The following is a 24,015-nucleotide window of genomic DNA, read 5'->3' as shown; positions in this document are numbered from 1 at the left end:
CCTGATTCAGCACATGGATGCGAGAGGCCACTAGGGATCAATTGATGCAGCGGCCCTCGGAATCGAAGCGGCCGCTGGGGCAATTGTCACCGCCGCCGCCGCCGAAGAAGCCTAGCACATCGACGCGGATGATCGAACGGCGATCGGCGCTGTCGTTGCGCTGCTGCGCACCGGCCTGCGCGGCCGTCGCGGCAGTCGCCGCCGCTGCGCTGGCAGGCGCTGCCGGCGCCGCCACCACAGCGGTGGTTGGCACACCGACCGAAACGCCGCCAACCTTGAAGTTGTCGGCATTGGCAACGCGCGCGGCGGCCACGAACACGTCACCCGAAGCGCGCACGCCGGCATCGCCTGCGTCAACCGTGCCGACCGGCGCGATGAGCGTGACGCGCGAGGGCGCCACATCGAGGCTGGGCCGAAGCGCGGCAATACCGGCGCCCGAGACGCTGCCGGCAGAGTCGACCTCGCCCACCCCGTTCGGCGTGAAGCGCAGCACGATCGGCGGGAAGTTGGAAGCCGACTTCGGTCCCTGACCCGCGTTGAGATCGCCGTTCGAAGACCACATCGTGATGTCACCGCCCGACAGGGTGAACAGGCGGCTCTGGTTGAGGCGGAAATCTCCATCGGTGAACGACTGGATCGTACCGCCACGCAGGCTGAGCACGCCTTCGTAGCCGATCGGGATCGCGTCGATGCCAAGCGGGAAACTCTGCAAGCCGAGGCCGGTGCGCAGATACTCCACGCCGACGGGGCCGAACATGGACGACTTGCGCGCGGCCTGCTCGGAGGTACGCACCACCGAACCGGCAATGAGATCGCCGCCCGGGCCGAGAATATCGATCGTGCCGCCGCGGCTGGTCTGAATCGTGGCGAGGCGCAAGTCGACATTGCCGGTGATGATGCGTGTCGCCAGCGCCGGCTCGCCATCAACCAGCTTCTTGACCGCCTCGCCCAGCGGATGGTCGGCCGTAACGCTCGCGGGATCAGTCTCGAATGTCGCGAGGTTGTCGGTGTAGCCAAGCGTGGTGGGGAACAAGGTCTGGATCGCGCGGTAGCCGCGGACATATTGCTGGTAGGACGGACCGTTGGGATCGGCAGGCGCCGCGATCTCGCCGAAGTAGACTTCCTTGATCAGGAACTGGCGCTGCTGCGGTTCGGGCACCCGGCCGATGAAAGCGGCGTAGAGCTTGTCGAAGCGGGAATAGGCCGCCGCAGTCAAGGCATCGCCGGAAATACCCGGCCGATCGGCGAACACGCTGGCGAAGACATCGGGCGCATTGGCCTGGAGCCACAGGGCGAGCTTCGGCGCATAGACCGGCCTGCTGCGGTCAGGCGTCTTGTTGCCCGCCGAATCCACGTTCTGGACGAAGAGATCGCCGTCGAGCTTGGCGAGGTTGGCTGGATCGAGATAAGTCGTGCGCAGGGCGGTATAGTCCGCGCCGCCCACCACACCGAACAGCGCGAAGATGTCGGCACCCTGGCTCGGCAGCCAGGGATTTGCTTCGTTGCCGATGGTGCGAATGCCGCCAGCATAGCTGATACCGCCGACCGTGGCCGAATTGAGGAACGGCCCGAGATCGCGGCCCGCCTGGACCGATAGCGTACCCGGCCCGCCAAGCAGGAAATTGGTCAGCCGCGTGAAGGGCCGACCCGCCGCCGGACTGTCGAGCAGGGGCAGCTGCGTGGTCGCAGTGATGTCGCGCCCGGCCACAACGCTGGTGATGTCCGAGACGGCAAGATTCTGCCCCTCGAAATAGAAATCGATGATATCGCGCCCGGCATTGATCCGCGCAGACTTGGCCAGATTGAGCTGGACATCGCTGATCGAGCCGCCGGCGAAGATATCGACCGGACGAGAATCGCCGGCATGCAGAATGTTGCGGTCGTGCAGCAGGCGCAGGGTCGGGTCATCGGTGGGTTGGATGACAGAGCCAAACGTGTAGCCGAGACCGGTGAAGCGCTGAATCCCGCCGTTGGCGCTTTCGATCCGTGTGACGGTGAAAGCACCGGGCAGATCCGACGTGTTGGCATCGCTCATCGCCAGAGCGAAGCGGCCGACATCGCCGCCCGCGACAAGCGACAGCTGACCGTACTGGCTGGGATACATGAGCATCGCCGAGCCGTTGCCGATCGACAGATCGCCCGAGAGCGAGCGCAGCTGCAATGTCGGCGGCAGCACGGTGCCAAACAGGAACGAGACAGTGCCGATTTCACTGACCGGCGGCATGAACCCGACACGTTGTTCGCGGCGGTTGATGACCAGATCGAGCGAACCGATCGTGGAAGCGCTGACCGCGGCAATCGGGCTGAAGAAGCCGGTGCTGTTGAGCGTAAGGGCGAGCGTCGACACCGCCTCGTTCGCGCCCAGAGCGCTTACCCCGCCAATATCGACCGTGCCCCGCGCGGTGAGGCTGACCGCCGCATCGCTGACGCGGATACGCAAGAGATTGCGCTGGTCCGGCACATCGGCGCGCTCATCGTAGCTGCCCTGGGTCAACGTCTCGCCCGCTGCGCTGACACTGCGGCCGACATCGACGCGCCCGGTGCCTTGCGCAAGGTCGATCTGTCCGCCGAGAAGGTCGCGCCCGACGCTGAGCGCCAGATCACCGGCGGCGCTGGTGACCAGCACTCGCTGGCCCTGCCCATCGGTCTGCGTGACGACCGAGTTGTCGAGCGCAATCGTAAGGTCGCTCAGGTCTCGGCCCGCGCTGATGGCGACGTTGCCGCCCGACAGCGCGCCCACACCGGAGGTGAAGAGCTGCGGAACGATGGCAATCGCCGAATCGAGACCGACCTGGCCGAGCCGCCAGCGCTGGTTCGCCGAACCGACACGCGTGGAATCGAACGTCGAGGTCGCTGCTTCGTAGCCCGGCAGGGTTGTCGTGATATCGAGCCCGGTGCCCAGGAAGGCCTCGGACCAGACATCGCGGCGCCCGACGACATCGCGGCCCGCGACGAGGCTCACCGAGCCGCCGTTGCCCGTGAGTGCCGAACCGAAATCGAACGTGCCCTGGGTTGAGGGGATATAGTCGAGCTTTTCGGTGCCCTTGTCGAAGCGTGCGGCATCGAGTGCGACCGAGCCAAGCTGCGCCAAACGGGTGCCTGCAGTGTAGACCGCCGAGCCGCCGATCTGGGCGTTGTCGAAGCTGGGCTCCAGCGGATCGCCCGCCTCGTCCCGCGAAAGGCTGTTGACATCGCGGTAGGTGACCTTGCTCGTGCCCACGAGATCGATGTCCCGCGCCGCGGCGATCCTGATGTCGCCGCTACCGGTGCGCACCAGCGGACGGTAATAAACCTTTGTGCCGGGATAGCTGACCGGGACGCCTGTCTCGATCGAGATATCGGGCGCGACCACGGTGCGGTACTTGTCGCCGTAATCTCCGGCGAGGAACTGCGCCACCTGGCCCAGCGAGGCATAGACACCGGTGACGACGCCGTCTTCCTTGATGAAGCGGTTGCCGGCAAAGAAGGTCTGCGCGGCGGCCAGCGCTTCGTCTGACAGCTGGCTGTCGGATCCCCATACAAGCTTGGTATAGAAGTCCTTCGCCGTGGTCGGATCGACGAAATCAGCGAAGGTCCGGGTGAAGAAATCGCCCGAGGCATTGCCGTAGAGATAGTTGCCTGTGCTGTCGTCGAGGAAGCCGAGCTGCACGCCGCCGCCGATGGTGTAGTTGCCCTCGCGCGCCACGACCGAGTAGGACTTTTCGCCAGCGATGACGACGTCACCCTTGCTGGCCCGATCGATCTGGGTCGGATCGGCCGAACCTGCCAAGGCTCCGGCAACAAGGCGGATATCGGACGATGCTACCGGCTTGCCGTCGACCAGCGGGAACAGTTCGCCCACGCCGATGCCATTGCCCGTGCCGTTCGCGGCAACGCTGTTGGCGCTTGCACTGTAGGGCGAGTTGACGAAGATCGCCGTGCTCTGCGCGCCCTGCACCGGCAGCGTCAGGTCGATGACGACAAGCTGGTCGTCTGATGGCGGACGTTTGCCGATCCGCGCGCTGTAGGAGGCCAGGTTGTCGTCGCACAGGCCGCCCGCGGCGCAGTCCAGCTGTACAGCCGGGTGGAAGGACCGGTCGCCGCCGCCAAGCTGGTGATTGATGTAATCGGGGTCGGTGCGGTCGTGGAACGCGAAAAAGCCGTCGCTTATACTGTTGGCCACTTGCACCGAACCGCCAGCGCGCAGGGTGAACACACCCGCCTCGCCCGTCACCTTGCCGCCGACCCGGTAGGTCATGTCGACATACTTGGCGAACAGTGCGGCTTCCTTGCCCGCAACCACGCGGTAGCGCGGATTGCCGGCGGCATCGGGGCCGAGCTCGGAAGGAGCGATGTAGCCGTCGGCGAGCGCCCCGGCATAGTCGGTGATGTGCCCCGCGCCGAGATTGATGTTGCTGTCGAGGATCACCCCACGCGCGGCGGAAAGCTCCATTTCCGGCCGCACGCGGATGCCTGCGAGGCTGCCGCCGTTCTTCAGCGTGACGGAGAAGTCGCGCACGAACTGCGGCAAGGCGCCGGGGGCGGTAAGATCGGCGAGGAAGTTTGGTTCGCCCGTGGCCGCAGCATCGAGGTGGATATTGCCTTGCCCGTCGCGCACCACACCGCCCAGCACGCCGGCAGCGGCAATGGCATCGAGATCGAAGCGCTTGAAGGCCGCGATCGCCACCTCACGGGCACCGGTGATCGTGCCGCTGCTGCGCACGTCCACCTTGCTGTCGTTCTCGATAACGGGAGCGCGGAAGGTAACCGTGCCGCCGAGATCGCCCGCCGCGAGCCGGTATGCGGAGCTCTGGGTGAGCGTCTGCGGATCCTTGACCGCAATCCTCACGAGGCGGTCACCTGGCCGGGTGGCTGAAACGTCGATCACGCTTCCGACCGCGACGGTGACATTGGCACTGTCGCTGGCGATCCCGAGCGTGACATTGCCGCCCCGCGCCTGTCGGCTGTCACCCGCGCCATAGCCGGAAGTGCGCGCGAGCAGCTTGGCGGTGCCAGCAAGAGTCACCCCGTCGGCGCCATAAAGGGCGATATCGCCGCCGCTCACCTCGGCATCGCCATAGGCCGGGTCAGTGAGCTTGAGCTTCGACACATCGGCGCCCGACGTATCGATCGTGCCGGCGATGGTGACGCGGCCGCTGTCGGTGGCCAACGTGACGCTGCGCGCCTTGACCGTCTGCCCGCTGGCCAGCGCGAGATCGCCGGTCCCGGTGTGTATCTGGAGCGTGCCCTGAAACTTTGCACCGTTATCGGTGACGAACCGGCTGAAATCGAACGTGCCGCCCGCACCGTCAGTGATCGCGTTGCCGTCGAGCAGAAGCGAGGCACCGCGCGATGTGCCGCTGGCAATGCCGCTGTTGAGCGCGGCGCCCAGGTCGATCGTGCCATGTGCCGCGACAAGGTTGAGATGGCCGGCATTGCCAACACCACTGTCCACAACAAGCCCGACGGTCTTGGCCAGCGTCACATCGCCAAGGTTCGACTGCAGCGTGATCGTGCCGCCGCCGGCAGTCGCGACGAGCGCGTCCTCGGTTGCGCCGATGCGCGTGGTGAAGCCGGGCGCGGCGATGACGCTATTGCCGGTGACAACAATGTTGCCCCGCGCGTAGGCTTGCACGATCCCGGAGGTAGCCCGGACGGTCGCGTTGTTGATCGTAAGCGCGGCCACAGCCGCCTCGCTCGAACCGAAGGCAATGATCGAACCGGCGGAGACGGCTGGCAGGCTCGCCGGCGCAGTGCGGCCGGTGCCATCGATGATCACGCGTCCGCGTGTGAGGAAGGTATAGTCGGCGCCGCCGGACTTGATATCAGCCGTAGCAGTGGCCGATCGATCGGCCAGGACCGGCGTCTTCATGGTTAGGCGAACCGGGCTGGAACCGGCCCCGTCGTCGATCGCGAACGCGCCCTTGCCGGCTACGTAGATGCCCTTGGCAGCATCAAGCGCGACCCCGCCGTCGAAGCCGTAGAGCCGGAATGTGCCGTTTCCGAAAGTGATCTCGTCAGCCTTCACGGTAAGCGCCGCGTCCGCCCCGCAGGCGCCAAGCCCCGCGGTAGCGCAGCTGACCCGGTCGGCACCGGAATTGCCGAACTCGACCGCCTTGGCGCGGATCGTGACGTCGCCGCCATCCGAGGCAAGGCCGGGCGCATCGATCGCCAGCGTGTTAAAGCGCTCCGGAAGTGAGCTGCCCAGTGTGATCACCCGGCGCGATTGCAAGGTCAGGCGGTCGGCGCTGGCAAGCTTGGCGGCGAAATCGGGATCGATGCCGTCGCTACCGAAGCTGATCGCGGCGCTGCCGAGGCTGATGTTGCTCGCCGTGATGCTCGCCTCGCTGGCGAACTTGACGGTGCCGCTGGCATTGAGCGCTATGGAATTGCCCTTGAGCGAAGCCCCGCTGCTTATGCGAAGCGAGGCGCGGGCGAGTTCGGCGCTGCCAAGCGCGGGATCGATGTCGCGCGTGACAAGTCGGTCCGGTCCGCTGGAAAGCCGCAACACCGCGCCAATGCCGGTATTGTCGAAGCTCGAGCCGTCGGCCTGATAGCCGACCACATAGTTGCCGGCGCGCGAGTCGGCGAGTGTCCCGCTGGCGGTGAGAGAGGCGCCTGACCCGACCGAGATGCGCGAATCCTGGCCGGCCACAGCCATCACCAGCTCGGGCAAGGTGAGCGAAACGCCGCCCGCCACCGAAATCGTGTTCGCCGTCACGTCGATGCGCGTCGTGCCGTCGGCGTTGTCCTGCCGCACGCCGCCCAGAAGCAGGCTGTTGGCATTGAGATTGGTCAGCGTGCCGGTGGTCAGGGTAAGTACGCCGGGCGTTTCGGCGCCCGCGACCGAGCGTATGGCAATGGCGTTGGCAGCAATGTCGAACTGCGCGCCGCGCCCGGAGCCGGTGGTGGCGACATCAAAAGTGCCATTCACGGTGAACGACTGGCCGGGATTGACCACGAAACGGGCCGCATCGAGCGGCGAACGCGGCGCGACGCGGCCCTGCTTCTCGGCCAGCTTGTTGAAGTTGTCCGTGCCCGAGGTGACCTGGATCTTGGAATACTTCTTGAACGTGCTGGCGCTCTGCACCGTGAAGGAGCGGCGCTGCGATTCGCGGAAGTCGGTGCCGGCGGTGCCGAAGGTGCCGCCCACCTGTACGCTGCCATCAAGCAGTGTATTCGAGGCACCGACGTAAGGCGCGGCTGCGCTGGTGTTCTCGACAAGGCGCATCGCGCCAGGGAGCAGCGCGTAGTGGGCAGGCAGGAGCAGATAATCGCCAGCGGGAATGCCCGGCGCGCCATCGAGATGCACCGTGCGGCCCGCCGCCGCACCATAAAGATCGCCGGTGCCTGCGCCGTAGTCCGCTGAATAGATCGGGTCGTACGTGGCAACGAGACCAGCCTTCTCGACCGGCAGGATCGCATAGACCTGACGGCCGTCGGCGAACTGCAGTCCGTCGTTGCTGCTGAAGGCGTCCGCGTTGAGGCGCGACAGCAAATCGCGCGAGCCGCCAGTGCCAGAGACAAACTCGAACGCGAAGACATCGCCGCCGCCGCGACCGTCGATCTTGGCGCCGGTATCGATGGTGATATCTTCGCCCGAAAGCACAAGCTGGCCGGTAGGCGCGGTGGTCAGCGCGGCGCTGACGTTGGGGGCGAAATAGTATTCGGTAAGATCGGTAGTCTGGCCATAGGGCACATTGAGGCCCGTGCCGGTGACCGAGGTCACGCTGCCTTCGCCGAAGGTGATGCTGCTGGTCGCGACTGCGCTGGTGAGCGAGCCGGGCACAATCTGCGGTGTCGACGAGCCGAGCTCGATCAGGCCGAGCGGCGCGCGCAGCACGCCGTCCTGACGGATATGCGCGCCAAGCACTCGCAGCCAGCTTCCCGCCGAGAGCGGCGAATCGGGCAACGCGCCGCCGACCGAATCGAACGAGACCGTGCCGTTTGCAGCAACTGTGGCGATCAGATACGGCCGCGCCGTGCTCGTCGTCGTGCCATTGCGACGATCCTCGAGCAGCCTCTGGAGATTGCCGGTGCCGGTCGTTGTGTAGACCTGCCGCGCGCTGAACGCGATGTCGCCGCTGGAGACGATCGCCCCGGTGACGCCGGTGAGCACGGTCGGATTGGGTTCCGGCTGCTTGACGCCGATCAGGCGCACATCACCGCTGGAATCGAAGTGGACGCTGCCCGCGTCGGGCACCGCGAAACCGAGCCCGCCGACAAGGTCGATCGACTTGCCGCTGAACGTGAGCGAACCGGCCGTCGCGCTCGTCGCCAAATCGCCCGTCGCGGTCTGCGACTGGCTCGAGAGCAGGATATAGGGCGCCTCGATCGTCGCATCGCCGTTGCTGACCAGCGCGGCACGAACCTGCAGGTCGCGTTCGGTGATCGCCCCGGTCGGCAGATTGGCCGAAGAGAGAATGAAAGCCTTGTCGAGCTTGAGATCGACCCCGCCCGCCAGATTGACCGAGCCGCGCGCGACGAAAGTCGTAAAGCCCGAGGCCGTGATCTGGTCGGCCGCAAGCAGGCTGTTTGCGCCCGCGTCTGCGCCATAAGCCTGCACCACTATGGGCGCGAACCATTCGAGCGTGCCGCCTTCGGCATTCGCCGCCCCACCGCCCGCGCGGATCGTCGCACCGGCCAGCGAGCCGCCCGCGAGCACGCGGATCGCGCCGCCGTTGCTCCATTGGTCGACCAGCGCGAAATTGCCCGATGAATCCTGCTCGTCGAAGCGGGCCGTTGCGCCGCGCAAGTCGATCTGCGCACCGTTCCCGGTGCTGATTTTCGCCCCCGCGGTAAGGCCGCCATAGGTGACCGAACTGCCCGAGACGGTCACCTGATTGCGCCCGTTGCCGTAGACCGGCTGGCTGAACAGGGTGATCGCAGGGTTGTTGAGCGAGCTTGCGGTCGTGATTGTGCCGCCGCCGAAGAGTTGCCCGCGGGCAACCCGGTGGCCATCGGCAGTGAGCGGCGCGCGCGGATCGAACACCGCGCCGCCTGAAAGATCGGTCACGCTGCCTGCATCGAAACGCAGCCCGGTATCCTTGTCGAGCGCGCCGAGGAAATAGACCACGCGGTCCGCGCCGGACTTGGAGAAAAGCTCTCCGTTGGTGAGCGGCGTTCCGGCGAACAGGACCTTGGAGGCCGCATTCTCGGTGTACTGGACCTTACCGCCGGTCTCGATCCGGCCGCCCAGCACGTCGCCGAGTCCGTTGCCGCCGTTGGCTTCGTCGCGAACACCGATGGCATTGCCGAACAGCACCTCGGGCAATACCGCGCGCTGCTGGATCGAGCCGCCAACAATGCGGATTGTGCCCTGGTTGAGCAGCTTGGCCGCAGTGATCGAGGCGCCGGCCGCGCCGGTAACCGTGCCGCCCTTGGCCACTGTAAGCTCGGTCAGGCCCCCGAGCGTCAGGGTCGCCGCGCGCTGGTCGAACGCTTCGGTTGGCACGCTGGCCGAAACCACGCTGGTCACGTCGCTGCCGCTTTGAAGCGCTGCGAGCTTTGCCGAAGTTGCCGGATCAACGTAGTTGGGGAGCAGCGCCTGGTTCAGATCCAGCGTCTCGCCTTCACCGATCACAAACTTCGTGGTCACCAGAAATGTCGAGGTGCCGCCCGGTCCTCCGGCGAGGAGATCGTCGTAAGCGCGCGAGCGGAATGTCGTGAGGTCGAGGCCGCCGAAACCGGTCTTCTGCAGGAAATCGAGGCCAAGCCAGGAACCGGTAGCCGGACGGGTGCCGCCCAGAGCGATTTCGGGCGCCACCAGCGTGAACGTGCCGCCCCCGCCGAAGCTGAAGCCCTTGAAGTTTTCGGCCTCGAAGCTGACGACGGACCGCTGCACGAGCGGAACAAGGCCGCCGCGCACGGTCTTGCCGTTCACCACATAGGGCGTGAAGGCAACGCTCTGATTCTCGCCGCCAAAGGTCAGATCGGGCGTTGAGAGGTCGTCGAGTACAGCCGCCGTGCGCGAGAGCGAGGCGTAGGTGGTCTCGTTGATCAGCGAAACGCTGCCGCCGCGCGCGGTCAGCCGGAGCGCGCCAGTGGGATCGACATAGCCGCCCGAAGCGACGTTGAGCAGCGCGTCCTTCGCCAGCAGGATGCTGCCGCTGAGATCGACAGCGCTCTTGGCGGTGAGGACGTCCGTTCCTTCGGACACCACCACCTTGGGCGCGACCGTAAGACTGATCGAACCGCCCGAGGTCCAGGCCTGGCCCGTCGGAAGGGTACCGACTGCAAGGAAATCGTTGCTCCAGAGCCCCGCTACATCGAGCGTGCCGCGCACGTTGATGTCGAACAGCGCGGGCAGCGCCTCACCCTTGGCATAGATGGACTTGGTATCGTCGGCCGTGGTGAAGGCCGAGCCCGTCTGAGCAAGGATGGACTGGTCAACCGTGCCGCCGAGCTCGTAAGTTCGCGCCACAATCGCGCCGCCGCGCGCGGTAACTGTACCGTCGAAATTGATCGTACGGCCGGCATCGATGGTTAGCTTGCCGCCATTCGCGAGCGCAAGCTTGGTGCCCGCGCCGAAGGTGACCCCGCCGCTGGTCTGCAGGGTGAGTGCGGAAAGACCGGCCTCGCTGAGCTGGCGATCCGAAAACAGGAACACGCCTTGCCCGGTCGGCAGGTCGGTTGCCCCATCGGCATGGACAAGAATGTCGCCACCAAAGCTGGCACCGTCGCTGCCGCTGAACGAGCCGACGCGGAAGAAGCCGCCCGACGGCAGCTGCAAAACGGAGGACTGGAGCTGGCGCTGATCGAGTGCGATGGCCGACCGGGCTGTGCCCACGGTGCCGCTGCGCAGCTGGCGTTCGCCGGCAAATGCGTCGCCATGCAGCGTCCCGTCAATCGCTGCGGTCGAGGCGATCACCACCATGCCGCCCGCGTCGCGGCCCTCATCGTAGGCAGGATCGAAGCGCTGGCCCGCGAGCGATCGGTTGGTGAAGGTATCGGCGATGCCGAACTTGCTCTGGATATCGGTGAAGCCGTCGGCCAGGCCGATATAGACCCCGTTGGGATCGGCATCGGCGATGTCGACCAACGTGCCGTCGGCCTGGATCAGGCGCGAGGAATAGACCCAGCCCGGATTGTAGTGGACCCAGCCGCCGGAGAAATCGACTGAGGCGCTGCGGGCGATCTTGACTTGCGGCGTTGTGGCGAGGGGTTGAACGGTGTCCGGAAGGGCTACGCCGAACGTCACCGTGCCGCCTTTGGTCATCAGCTCGGCTGCGCCGACGCCGATCTGGCTGGCTGCCGAACCAGCCTCGATCAGCGGCGAACCGACCCAGCGGACCCCGTCGGCGCGCACGCCGCTGCGCCGCGGATCGATGGTGACGGTCCTGCCATTGAGCGTGAAACTGCCGTCGGTGCGCACATCGCGGTAGTTCGGCGTGTCGCGCAGCTCGTTGCCCTTGAGCGGCGAAATCGTGACAACGTTGCGGCTCGCCTCGAGCGTGACATCCTTGATGCCGCTGACATCGATGCGCACGCCCTCGCCTACAGTGACGCTGCCATTCGAGACGACGCGCCCAGTCGAGAGAAACGCGTTGAGGTCGAAGGCCTGCGAGGCGCGGGTGCCGATCGAGACATTGGCAGAAGGGGCGAGCAGCAGCGTATTGGCCCCGAATTCAACCGAGGCCGGACCAAACAGACCGAGCGTCGAACTACCGGCCACCAGCGGCACGTAGGCCGCGCCGATGTCGATGCGCGAGGTCTTGAACGCGGCCGGTTCGTCCGCAGTGCCCTGCGGCACGGTCTCGGTGCTGGAATCGTCGAGGATCGAGATGCCGCCCGCGTGCGTCGTATCGCTGCCACCCGCAATGCGCACAGTGCCTGCGAGCAGCGAGATCGTACCATTGCGCGAAACGCTAGTAGTCGAGCTGAGCAGGCCCGCGTTTTCGACCGAACCGGTCAGATCGGAGCCGAGCGAGATATAGCCTCGCGGCACATCGATCAGGCCCGAGTTGACGACCGCTCCGCCATCCTCGGTGATCGTGCGCAGGATCAGACCGCGAATGTCGGAATCGGCGCCCTTCGCATCGCCGGTCGAGACGGTGAAGCTGATCGCGCGGCCGGCCTGGAGGCTGACCTGGCCTTCGGGTGCGCTGAGCTGGCCATCGTTGGAAACATTGGGGGCAGTGAGGATGACGAAGCCGCCACCACTTGCCGCAATGCTGGCACCGCGATCGACCACCACGTCGCCCTCTGGCGCCGCGCTGAAGGCGAGCGTGGGATTCGTTGTCGCATAGCGGCCGGAGCCCGCGAGGCTCGAAGTGATCAGCGCCGCATACTTGCTCGGGCTCGCCGAGGGGCCAAGCAGGCCGTTCTCGAGGTAGGCGGTGTTGCGCTCCTTGAGGGTGAGACCGGTGAAGAAGTTGGAATCCGCAGTGTCGCGGCTGAAGTCCTTGGCAAAGTTGCCGATCTCGAGGCTGCTGGCGAGCAGCGAGTGGACATTGACCTGCGCACCGTTGCCAAAGATCACGCCCGACCGGTTGAGCACGAACACAGTTCCGGGCGCCTTGATCGACCCCAGGATTGTGGTCGGCCGCGCGTTCGGATCGACCACGCGGTTCAGCACCACCCAGTCGGTCTGCGCCTTGCCGCCCACCGTCTGGTCGAACACCAGCGAGGTCTTCGCGCCCACGTCGAAGTTGTTCCACGAGAGCAGCGCGCGTGAATCGGTCTGTTTGATCGTGACCGTGAACTTGCCGTCTGCTTCGGTCTGGGTGGGAAGCAGCGCGCCCTGCCAGGTTGCAAGCCCGGTGGGATCATCGACCGAGGCGGTGACCTTGGTGACCGCAGGATTGAGGCCCTTCAGCGAAAGGCCTTCGGTCGGCCTGATACGCGTGGCGGCGAGCGCGGCTTCGCGCGCCTGAGTGACGAGGCCACGCATCGCCTTGACCGCGTCGCGCGCGGCCTGTTGCTGCGCCAGCGCTTCCTGCATGCGCACCGAACGGTGCGGCACCGGAGCGGTGGCGCCCGATGCGGTGATCACCGGCACAGCGCCGACCGCACCCTGCAGCCGCGCCATCTGAGCATGGGCCGGTGCCACGGTGCAGCCAAGGCCGAGCACCAGCGCGCTGGCGCTCGCCAGAAGGCGCTGCCGTTTGCCGGTGACGGTGTTGCTGCGCTTGTTCATGCCGGTCCCTTTGGGGTCTGTGCTGAGCTCGGGAAAAGGTTAATGCGAGTGCGTGACCGGCCCATGACCGGCCATGAAATCGTCAGAAGCGCGCCATGAAATCGATTTGCAGCACGTCGATCGCCAGCGGCTCACCCGAGATCTCGTTCGCGCTGAACCAGCGTGCACGCACCGAAAGGCGGTCCGCCACGCCATATTCGGCGCCGATCACGTAACCCTTGGCGTTGGTGCCGCCGAGGTGGAAATCGCTGTCGCTATAGGCATCGAGCACCGCATCGCTTTCGAGGTAGCGATACTCGGCAAAAGCGTTCCAGGAGCCCTTCTTGAGCACCTTGGGATAACCGATCGAGGCATTGACCAGCCAGCCGGTATCGCCGCCGACAAAACTTGTCGGATTGGTCTTGGTGCAGATGTTGCGGGCCGCATTCCCGTCGCTGCCGTAATTGTTGTACGGCTGGACGAGGAACGCCTGCGCGGTGTCATAGAGGCCGGAGCAGATGTCGCTGCGCTTGAAGCCGAGGTTCTTGACATATTCGCCGCCCAGCCGCGCGGTCACGTTCTCCGAAACCGGCAGGCGCAGCGCGAGGTTGAGAGCGAGGATGTTGTAGTCGAACTTGAGGCCGAAGAGCTGCGGGTAGATGCCGGTGCTGTTGGTCACGAGATTGCGGATCGTGAACAGCGTGTTGCCCTTGCGCAGGAACTGCGGCTGGAACCCGTCGGTCGAGCAGAAATCGCCCAGATCAAGGTTGCAAGGTTCGGACAGCTGGCCCTGGACGTTCTTGAAGGTGTGATAGGCAGCGCTTGCATCGACCGACAGACCATCGGTTATCGGGGCAGTGAGCTTGAGCTCACCCGCAAACAGCCACTTGGTGGGATAGGAACGCTTGTTGACCGCGACGCTCGGGAAGTTGCCGTCACCATAGTCGAGCGGGAAAGCGCCGCCGGTCAGCGTGACGCCCGAATCCTTGCCAAACAGCCCGGCCCACTTGAGCGCTGCCGAAACGCCGTCGAAGCGGAGGTCTTCGTCGTAGAGCAGCGGAGTGGTGTTGAACGGGTTCTCGAAGCGGCCGAAATGGAGCGTCGCCCAGTCGGTCGGCTTGACCTTGATCTCGGCGGTGTCGACGAAAATCTGACGTTTGGCAAAGCCGCCACCGAGGCTGGCGTTCTCCGAGATCGGGCTGTTGTCGTCGCCGGTGCCGAGCACGAGCGTCGCCGAAACGCCCTTGACCACCTGAGCCTCGATGCCAAGCCGCGCGCGGTAGCGGGCGTCGGTGCGGTCCTTGCGGGTATTGAGGAACTGGTAGGACGAGAGCCGCGCGAGATCGATCGGCTGGCCCGCTGCGGTCATGCGGGTAAAGTCGAAGATCTGGTCGGAGTTGTTCTTCGAATAGAGCGAACTCTGCGAGCGCACCCGCACATCGCCGAACAGGCGGATGCGCTTGGTCCATTCAGGCGCGGCCTGATCCTTGGTCACCCAGCCCTCGCTCGCGGCCTGGGCCATGATTTCACCGCGGATCTCGTCGCGGATTTGCTGGCGCACCGCTTCGGGTACGCGGGCGACACGCACAGCGCCTGCGGGCGGAGGCGGCGGCGGGGGCGGCGCGGCGGCGGCCATGCGTGCCTTGTCCGCTTCGGCCTGCGCCTGCGCGAGCAGCGCTTCGCCGTTTTCCTTGGTGATCGTGCCCTGCGCGACGAGCAGGCGGATGAGGTTGGTCATCGCATCCGGCGAAGGCGCGGCAGCCTGGGCCGCAGGTGCGGCGGCGGCCTGTGCGGCGTCGGGCACTGCGGCGGTCTGGGCAAATGCCCCCCCGCCAGCAAGCAGCCCGGCGAGCGCAGCCGAAAGCACCAGCGCGCGTTTCATCGGCTTCCAGCCGGTCCGGCGATCAAGGTTGCACACCGACATCACGAAACTCCATGCTCGAAAAGGGCCCCGTAGCGGGCGGCGGGCTGACGCGGATCAAAGACCACGGCTGCCCCGGACGGTTATCTTCTGAGGAAACTTGAAGCCGGTCGGCTGCGCGCCAAGGTTGCGGCCCTGCAGGAGCGTCTGGACCAGCAACTGGTCGCGCTTGCTGTTGCCGCTGGATCGCACGACATCGACCCGCACGACCTTTTTGCCATCAGCGCTCGCGATGATCATGAAATCTGCGGTGAAGATCTGCCGGTTCAGCTTGTCGTTGCTGTCGACCAGTTCCTGCAGCGCGCTCTGGATCCCGCGAATGTAGAAACCGTTGTTGATCGGCGAGCCGCCGCCGCCGCATGGGGGCGCGAGGCAAGTACCGTTGCTGCCGCCGCCGCCCATGCCGCCGCCCTTGCCCGAACTGAGGCCGAAGGCGTCGGTGCCGGCCTGCGCGGGTCCGTCGATCTTCATCGGCGCGGGCTGATCAGGCGCGGGTGCGGGTTCGGGATTGGGCATCGGATCGGGTTTGGCGTCCGGCGGAGGCGGCTGATCCGGTGGCGGTGGTGGCGGAGGCGGCGGTGGCGGCGGAGGAGGCAGCATGTCCACCGTCTGCGGTGGCGCTTGCTCCACCTTCACCCCCGGCACAGCGGTAAGGAGCCCATAGATCCACCAGGCCGCGAGCATGACAAGGACCACCGCGCCCAACTGGACAAGGCGCAGCTTCACCGACGCTTTCTCGTTCGGATCGAACGCAGGCGGCACGGGGCTGGGAGAGGCGGGCTTGCTGGCCATGGGGCTAGGCTTCAGGGTCCTTCGGGCTCAGGTACCGGTCGGCTTGCCCGTGACCAGTCCGACCTTGGAAAGGTCAAGCCGGCGGCAAAGATCGAGCACTTCCATGATCTTGCCATACTGCGTCGTCGTATCGCCCTTGAGCACGATCGGCACATCGGGGTTCGAGGCCTTGGCATTGCGCAGGCGCGTCTCGAGATCGGGCAGGGTCACCGGGAAGGCGTCCATGAAGATCTGGCCCTGATCGTTCACGGTCAGGGCTATGGTCTTGGGCTGGACCAGGCTCTTGGCCGAGCTCGCCTTGGGCAGATCGACCTTGATGCCCTGCACCGAAGCCGTCGCCATCAGGATGAAGATCACCAGAAGCACGTACGCAAGGTCGAGCATCGGGGTGATGTTGATATCGTCATAGGCCTTGCGGCCGCCACCTACCTGCATCGCACGCGCTCCTTATTCTGCTGCTTCGCGGGCATAGGCCGCGTCGGCCTGCATTTCCGCAAGGCGGGTGATGAGGCGGTCGATGAACACGCGCATCTGGTCGGCCAGTGCGGATATCCGCCCGTTGAGATAGTTGTAGCCGAACAGTGCGGGGATGGCGCAGGCAAGGCCCGCGATGGTCGCAAGCAGCGCTGCGGCGATACCCGGCGCGATCGCGTTCACGTTCACGTCGCCGGCCATGGCCACGCCGCCGAACACGGTCATGACGCCGATCACGGTGCCGAGCAGCCCGATGAACGGCCCGCCCGAGATCGCGATGGTGAGGATGACCATCAGTGCGTCGAGCTTCTGGTTCTCTTCGACGAAGACCGCGTCGACAGCAGCGCGCATCGCCTCGACCGCCTCGCCCGAAAGCGGACGCGTTGCGGCCGATTTGCGGCGTACATCGAGCTCGGCGATGCCCATCTCGTAAAGCCGCGCGATCGGCGAGCTCTTCTTGATGAAGGCCGCTTCCTCGGGCGAGATGCCTTCGGCCTGGTCCAGCGGCACAAGGTTCTCATGCATCGCATTGAAGCGATTGAAGAACAACCCGTTGCCCTTGGCCGCGGCGTTCAGGTAGCGGATCTTGTTGACCATGAGCGTGACGGCCATGGTCAGCAGGATCATGCACAGGCCGATGACGCCCGCATCGATCGGCTCAAGCTTGCTGACGATGAAGTACAGCACGCCGCCGCCGTTGCCCTGCTTTTCGGCCGTGTCGGAAACCCCGACGAGCTTGGTCGAGGGGCCTTCGGCATTCGCCATGGCCAGGAGCATCGCTGCAGGCCGCGCGGTCTTGGACAGGCGCACTTCGTCGAGCGAGCCGACCAGCGTGCTGCCCAGCGTGATCGGACCGGCAATCGCAGGCAGCGCGACCGAAACCGCGCCCGCCTCGATGCCATTGACGTAGATCTTCAGGGTGGTGCCATCGGCGACGACGCCGAGATGAGTCCAGTCACCCTGCTTGACCGGCGCGGTCGCCTGCGCGCGGCCGCTGCCGACCGCGACATAGGGCACGCCGGCGTTGACGCCGATCACCATGCCCCCGCGCGAAAACAGCTGCTGATCGCCGCCGAGATTGTCGGGCTTGACCCAGGCCGTGAATGTGAACGGCGCGCCCGGGGTCATCGCCAGCGAAGGGTTGTCGTTCACGGTAACGCCGCCCTGGCCAACGAAGTGCCCGCCGTGGCCGATGATCGCGCTGTCTTCGCTGCCGGCGGGGGCATTCGCCGCAGTATTGCCGTTGGCGGTCTTGTCTTCGGTCGGCTGACCGGGGCCTTCGGAGAAGTGATAGACCAGCGTGTAGTCGGGATCGAACGTACCCTTGACGTCCTCGCCCACCGGTGCGGTTTTGTTGCCGAAATAGAGCCAGATCTGCTTCTTCTCGCCGCCGTTCAGCACCGGCAGGCTGACCCAAACCGTCGCGACGCCGTTCTTCGAGTCATAGCTTTCGACGTGATAGGCGAGCGGCGTCTTGTCGTCGGTATCGACGAAGCGGATGTCCGCGCCGTTGTCGAGCGCGTCAGTGAAGGTGAAGTTGCCGCTGTGCAGGCGCACCAGCACCACTGTCCGGCCGATCGGTCCACTCACGTTGACGCCGGTTGCGGTCGTGTCGATCGTCACCGCCTTGCGATAGGCCCAGTCCTTCTGCCACCAGGCTGCAGCGGGGCTGGCCACGCCGCCAAGTGCGAGGATGAGCAGCGCGAGAAGGGCCTTTAGGGCGCCTTTCAGAGCTGGCCGGCGATTACGCCCGAAGTTGCTGGTCTGCATCAGAATTCGCCCCTGGCTGTAAAGACGACGCGGGCCGTGCCGCGGCGGGTATCGGTGAGACTGGTGAACGGTACGCCGACAGTGACGCCGCCGACGAGATGCTTGAACAGGCGCAGTCGCACCCCGCCGCCCGCGCTGCCCAGCGTGAACCGCGAGCGCTGGTCGGCCAGCGGGTTTATGATCCCGACGACGCCGTAATCGACAAAGACATAGGGCCTCAGCTCACCCACGAAATCGGGGAGGCTGCCGGCAAGCGAGGGCCCGTCGAGCTGGACAGTGCCGACCACGCCCCGATCGCCCACCGCTTCGGACTGGAAGTAGCCGCGCACCGAGGATTCGCCGCCGAGACCAAACTGCTCGTTGGAAACGAGGTGGCCGTCCGCATACTGGCCGGCAAGCTTGAAAATCAGGCTCACATCGTCGGCGATCAGGCGGCTGTAAGACAGATCGAGATTGACGTGGGCGAAATTCTCGCGCGCATTGAAGTCGCGCAGGGAAAGCTGGTCCTCGAGTGAGCAGTTCGCGGACTGCGTGAGATCGGCGCAGACAAGGCGCTTGACGACCCGCAGACCGAGCGTAGCGCCTAGATTGAGTTCGAACTCCCCCTTGTCGCTCGGGCGCGAATAGGAATAGCCCAGAACCAGTGGAATGTAGCGGATCGGAGCCTGGCTCGCGAGTTCGCCCTTCACCACGATGTTCTGCTTGAAATCCTTGTAGTCGAAGCCCAGCGAGAAGGACTGGTCGGCCTTTTCGCCCGCCAGCCGATAAATCGCGCGCGCACCGATCTGGTAGCCGTTGCCCAGCACTTGCGTGCCGCCCAGCGCCGCGATGTTGCTGTTCGACTTGAAGCCGAACAGAACGAGCGAAAGCGGCGTGCCGAGCAGCGGGGCATTGTACGACCCGGAAATGACCTCGGTCTGCCGACGGTCACGCGGGGCGACAATATACGAGCCCGAGATCGTGTGCCCCTTGCCCCACAAGTTGGTGTAACGCAGCGAGGCCGCGAGGCGCAGCCGGTCGGTGTTGGGGCTGTTGTCGTTGTTGACTTCCAGCGATCCGTGGACAGGAAACGTGTCCTTGACCTTCAGCTCGACGTCGATCGCGCCTTCCGTCTTGCTCGGCTTGAACGAGGGCGTGACAGTGCGGTCCGGTATGCGGTTGGCCTCGGCCAGCTGCTTCTGGAGCACGGCCAGATTGATCGGCTTGCCCGCCTCGACTGCGGGAAGCTGGGCGCGCACGCCTTCTTCGGAATGGAACTTCGTGCCGGCCACGCGCACTTCGCCGACGGGGGCCTCCGACACGCGGATCTGGATGTAGCCCTGGGCAAAGCGCGCGTTGTCTTGGGGCGGAAGATCGACGACCGCGGCCTCGTAGCCCTTGGCGGCGTAGACGTCCTGCAGCGCCTTTCGCGCCGCCTCGAGATCGGCAGGGGTCTTGTTCTCACCGGTATAGGGATAGACCGCGTTCTCGATCTCGTCGGCGGTGAGCACCGTCGCGCCGACAACGTCGATCGCCTCGACGGTAAAGCGCTCAGGCACAGCTCCCGCGTCGCCGCCGGTTTCGGCCTGAGCGGGCGGCTGGGGCGCCGCAGGCTCGGCCTCCTGCGCACGGGCTGACGGCGCGCACAGCAGGGCTGCCCCGGCGAGCGAGGCTAGTAAAGCGCCGACGCGCGAATACTTATAGTCGCGGCAAGACATTGCACATCTGTCCGGAACTTCCGACCCCCCGATTCACCATCCCGCCATTGGGACCCCAATGTGTAACTTTTGCGACGATCCGTCCGGCGAAGGGGGTTCTGCATTCAGGAATGCAGCTTGTGCGAAGGTACGATTTCGGCGAAGTTTCAGTGCGAAATCGCGCGGCTGATGCGATATGGTGGCGCATCGATTGGAAACGATTTTGTCACATGCTGCGCATAAATGCTGCCTCGCAGGCTCGCCGTGTGCCGGTCATGCGCCGTCGCATGCAAGGCTTGATAATCCATGTCCGCTTCCCCCAATTCCCTTGCTTTTCCGGCCGGTAGCGCTGCGGGGAACGGTGTGAGCGCGCCTATCGGCACGCAGGACGGAGCGGTCCGGTACACCGCCGCCGCGCGCGAGTCCGATCCGGGGGGATTCGCTGATCCGTCTGCAGGCCTTGTTGCCATCCTGCGCGGTGAAACCGGGATGAGCGACGAGGCCGTCGCTCGCGCCCGGCTGGTCGAGGCCGAGACGGGTGAGACGCTCGACAAGATCATGACCCGGCTGGGCCTGATTTCGGAAGATGCGCTGGCCGCCGCTCTGGCCAAGGCGCTGGGCCTGCCGCTGGTCGATGCCGCCGCCTTCCCCGCCGACCATCCCGCCGTCCCGGACGTATCCGCCGCGTTCCTGCGCGATCGGCGCGCCCTGCCGCTCAGGATCGAGGACGGGCGCGTCGTGGTCGCTCTGGCCAACCCGCTCGACCGCGATGCGGTGGAGGGCATTGCCTTTGCCTCCGGCCGCCAGGTCACGCGCTGCGTCGCGCGCGGGGGCGATATCGATGCCGCGATCGACCGGCTCTACCGCGCCGAAGCCGCCGCCGAAGTCGAGGATGAAGTCGACGAGGGTGACCTTGAGCGGCTGAAGGACATGGTGAGCGACGCACCGGTGATCCGCGCTGTCAACCGCCTGATCGCCGACGCGGTCGACGCGCGCGCATCCGATATCCATCTCGAGCCGACCGAGGATCGCCTTGCCGTGCGCTTCCGCGTCGACGGCATGCTGCGCGAAATGCCGCCCAAGCCCCCGGCAATGCGCGCCCCGGTGGTCAGCCGCATCAAGGTGATGGCCAATCTCAACATCGCCGAGCGGCGCCTGCCGCAGGACGGCCGTCTGCGCCTGACGGTGCGCGGGCACGAGATCGACCTGCGCGTCGCGACCGCGCCCTCGATCCACGGCGAGAGCGTGGTCATGCGCATCCTCGACCGTTCGAACCTTTCGCTCGATCCGAAATCGCTCGGCTTTGATCCCGATCTGGAGGCGCAGTTCCTCTCGGCGCTGGCGCAGCCGCACGGCATTCTCCTCGTCACCGGGCCGACCGGCTCGGGCAAGACGACGACGCTCTATGCGGCGCTCGCGCATCTCAATGCGCCCGAGCGCAAGCTGACGACGATCGAGGACCCGATCGAGTACCGCTTGCCAGGCGTAGTGCAGAGCCAGATCAACCCCGCGATCGGCTACACCTTCTCGACCGCGCTGCGTTCGTTCCTGCGCCAGGACCCGGACGTGATGATGGTCGGCGAAATCCGCGATACCGAGACGGCGCAGATCGCGGTGCAGGCCGCGCTCACCGGCCACATGATCCTCTCGACGCTGCACACCAATACCGCTGCCGGCGCCGTGACCCGCCTGCTCGACATGGGGGTGGAGCCGTTCCTGCTCTCCTCGGTGCTGACCGGCGTGCTTGCGCAGCGGCTGGTACGTCGGCTGTGCCCGCATTGCCGCGAGCCTTACGAGGCCGATCCCGCAGTACTCGAACGGCTGGGGATCGATCCACATGCCGGTGGTGACCGCACGTTCTATCACCCGGTCGGCTGCCCGCGCTGCAAGGGTTCGGGCTATGCCGGGCGCATGGCGGTGTTCGAGTTCATCCGCATCGACCGCGAGATCGGGGGCCTCATCCTCCACCGGGCCGATACCCGCATGATCGCCGATGCGGCGGCGCGCGCGGGCTGCGGCACCTTGCGCGGCGATGGCATTGCCAAGGCCCGCCTCGGGCTCACCGCGCTCGAGGAAGTGCTCCGCGTCGCGAGCGAGGACTGAGGCGCGATGGCGACGTTCCAATACCGCGCTCTCGCCGCCGGCGGCGGCACGATCGCGGGCCAGATCGAGGCCGCGAACCGCGACGATGCGGTTGGCGCCCTGCGCAAGGCGGGAATGCGCCCGATCGAGATTACCGAGCCAAAGCCCGGTGCGGCGGGCGCAAAGACCAAGCGCGGCGGCAAGACCCCGGCGCGGCTTGTCACCAACGTTTTTGCCGAACTCGGCGTGCTGCTCCAGGCCGGACTGCCGCTTGACCGGGCGCTGGCAATCGCGGTCGAGAATGTCGAGCAGCCCCCCTTGCGCGCGCGGCTGACCGAAGTGCTTGCGGCAGTGCGCGAAGGTCGGCCGCTGTCAGCGGCGCTCGCCGCGCATCCCGATCTCTTCCCCGGCCTTGCCCCCGCCATGACCGAAGCGGGTGAGGCCAACGGCAAACTGGGCGAAGCCTTGGCCAGACTGGCACAAATGCTCGAACAGGCCGATGAGCAGCGCCGGCAGATTGCCTCGGCGATGACCTATCCGATCGCGCTGGGCGTGATCGCGCTGGGCGTGATCCTGCTCATGCTGCTGTTCGTGGTGCCGCAATTCGAAGGGCTGTTTGCCTCGGCGCCGCCGGGCAAGCTCCCTGCCGCCTCGCTCTTCGTCATGGGCGCAAGCCAGTTCGTGCGTGCCAACGGCCTCGCAATTCTGGCCGTGCTGGCGGGCGCCGGGTTCGCCGCGCGCGCGGCGCTCTCGCGCCCGGGGAGCGCGGCCTGGCTAGACCGCGTGATCCTCGACGTCCCGCAGATCGGCGTGCTCGTGCGCAACATCGAGACGGTGCGCTTTGCCCGCAGCCTGGGCGCGCTGATCGAAGGCGGCGTACCGCTGCCCGGCGCGCTGGCGCTGGCCCGGCGCACGGTGACCAACCGCCACATGAACGCCGGCATTGGCGAAGTGGCCGATATCGTTCGGCAGGGCGGCGGGCTTGCCGCGCCGCTGGCGCAGCGCGGCGTGCTGCCCACGATGGCCTTGAGCTTCATCCGCACCGGCGAGGAGACCTCGCAGCTCGGCCCTATGCTGGCACGGCTGGCCACAGTGCTAGATCGCGATGTCAAAGTGCGGCTCGAGCGTGTAATCGCGGTCGCGACCCCGGTGATCGTCGTTTCGCTCGGCGTGCTGGTGGCGGCCATGGTGGCCTCGATCATGTCGGCAATTCTCGGTTTCAACGATCTGGCGGTAGCACAATGAGAAGCATGCAAGACTCGCATTCGCCCGGCACCGGCGGCCTTGGCGGCGTCCGGCGCAACGGTTTCACCCTGCTCGAACTGCTGGTGGTGCTGGCCATCCTCGGCCTGCTCTATGCCATCGTGGGACCGCAGGTGATCAAGTACCTGTCGAGCTCAAAGAGCGAGACAGCGTCTGTGCAGGTGAAGAATGTCGACGCAGCGCTCAAGCTGCTGCGGCTCGACGCCGGGCGCTATCCGACCAATCAGGAAGGCCTGCAGTCGCTTGTGACCCAGCCCGCCGGCATGCCAGCATGGCGTGGTCCCTATCTGCCCAACAGCTCGGCGCTGACCGACCCTTGGGGCAATCCCTATCGCTATTCTGCCCCTGGCAAGCACGGCGAGATAGATGTCTATACGTTCGGCTCGGACAACGCCGAAGGCGGCACCGGCGAGGCCAAGGACCTCGGCAACTGGTAAGCCATGCCCCGTACCGCCGCCCTTTTCCCGGCTTCCGGCCCTGACCGCGGCTTCACGCTGCCGGAAATGCTCGTCGTGCTGGCGATTACGGGGCTGATCGCGGGGCTACTCTACCCGCAGGTGGAGACGGCGACTTTCGCAGTGCGCCAGCGACTGGCGCGCGAGCAGCTCGCCGCCGGGGCCGAAACGGCGCAGGCAATGGCGCAGCGCAGCGGCATGCCGGCGGCGATGAGTGTGGCGGACGGCGGCAGCGCGCTGGTGGTCAGCGGGCCCGGCACAGCGATGCGGCGGTTTGCGCTTGATCCGGCCGGGCGCATCAGGCTCGCGCTGCGACCGCAAAGCATCACCTTCTATCCCGATGGCAGCACCACCGGCGGCCAGCTGACGCTGGGCACCGGCACTACGGGACGACCTGACGACGGCTGCACTCCCTATATCATCGACCGCGATGCCGGACGCCTGCGCGAGCTGACCACCCGCCAGCCAGAGCAGGGCGGAGCCTGA

The 24,015-nt window shown here is 66.1% G+C and carries 11 protein-coding genes; 4 read left to right on the top strand and 7 right to left on the bottom strand.

All coding sequences use genetic code 11. The features are described from left to right. Nucleotides 1-37: 37 nt before the first annotated feature. The 7 genes from WCL10_RS15765 to WCL10_RS15735 form a co-directional block, all read right to left on the bottom strand. On the bottom strand, nt 38-13,117 hold the full coding sequence (locus WCL10_RS15765) for a filamentous haemagglutinin family protein (RefSeq protein ID WP_336896623.1): 13,080 nt from the start codon (nt 13,115-13,117) through the stop codon (nt 38-40). Nucleotides 13,118-13,199: 82 nt separating this feature from the next. Further along, entirely contained in the window at nt 13,200-15,020 is a 1,821-nt protein-coding gene (locus tag WCL10_RS15760) for a putative porin (protein WP_336896622.1), read from the bottom strand. Between the two features lie 54 nt (nt 15,021-15,074). Next, nucleotides 15,075-15,809: a hypothetical protein gene (locus tag WCL10_RS15755; RefSeq protein ID WP_336896621.1), complete on the bottom strand. Its 735-nt coding sequence runs from the start codon at nt 15,807-15,809 to the stop codon at nt 15,075-15,077. 27 nt (nt 15,810-15,836) lie between these two features. Beyond that, entirely contained in the window at nt 15,837-16,244 is a 408-nt protein-coding gene (locus WCL10_RS15750; protein WP_298191387.1) for a biopolymer transporter ExbD, read from the bottom strand. 12 nt (nt 16,245-16,256) lie between these two features. Further along, entirely contained in the window at nt 16,257-18,053 is a 1,797-nt protein-coding gene (locus tag WCL10_RS15745) for a DUF2341 domain-containing protein (protein WP_336896620.1), read from the bottom strand. Continuing rightward, a complete protein-coding gene (locus tag WCL10_RS15740; RefSeq protein WP_336896619.1) occupies nt 18,053-19,750 on the bottom strand; it encodes a ShlB/FhaC/HecB family hemolysin secretion/activation protein in 1,698 nt (565 codons plus the stop codon). The genes WCL10_RS15745 and WCL10_RS15740 overlap by 1 nt, the downstream gene beginning before the upstream one ends. A 146-nt stretch (nt 19,751-19,896) precedes the next feature. Then, nucleotides 19,897-20,037 (bottom strand): hypothetical protein, encoded by a 141-nt coding sequence (locus tag WCL10_RS15735; protein ID WP_336896618.1) that lies wholly within the window; start codon nt 20,035-20,037, stop codon nt 19,897-19,899. A gap of 55 nt (nt 20,038-20,092) precedes the next feature. Between WCL10_RS15735 and WCL10_RS15730 the strand changes: the two genes are divergently transcribed. Genes WCL10_RS15730 through WCL10_RS15715 form a run of 4 tightly spaced genes read left to right on the top strand, consistent with a single transcriptional unit; the run spans nt 20,093 to nt 24,015 of the window. Next, nucleotides 20,093-21,832: an ATPase, T2SS/T4P/T4SS family gene (locus WCL10_RS15730; RefSeq protein ID WP_336896617.1), complete on the top strand. Its 1,740-nt coding sequence runs from the start codon at nt 20,093-20,095 to the stop codon at nt 21,830-21,832. Nucleotides 21,833-21,838: 6 nt separating this feature from the next. Continuing rightward, nucleotides 21,839-23,056 carry a type II secretion system F family protein gene (locus WCL10_RS15725; RefSeq protein ID WP_336896616.1) on the top strand — a complete coding sequence of 406 codons (1,218 nt, stop codon included), beginning with the start codon at nt 21,839-21,841 and terminating at the stop codon, nt 23,054-23,056. 5 nt (nt 23,057-23,061) lie between these two features. Next, nucleotides 23,062-23,511: a type II secretion system major pseudopilin GspG gene (gspG, locus tag WCL10_RS15720; protein ID WP_336896615.1), complete on the top strand. Its 450-nt coding sequence runs from the start codon at nt 23,062-23,064 to the stop codon at nt 23,509-23,511. 3 nt (nt 23,512-23,514) lie between these two features. After that, nucleotides 23,515-24,015, top strand: a complete 501-nt coding sequence (locus WCL10_RS15715; RefSeq protein ID WP_336896614.1) for a type II secretion system protein — start codon at nt 23,515-23,517, stop codon at nt 24,013-24,015.

This window comes from Novosphingobium sp. (assembly GCF_037133355.1).
Lineage (GTDB): Bacteria > Pseudomonadota > Alphaproteobacteria > Sphingomonadales > Sphingomonadaceae > Novosphingobium.
The sequence above is the reverse complement of the archived record's forward strand: the minus strand, read 5'-3'. Positions and strand labels throughout refer to the sequence as shown.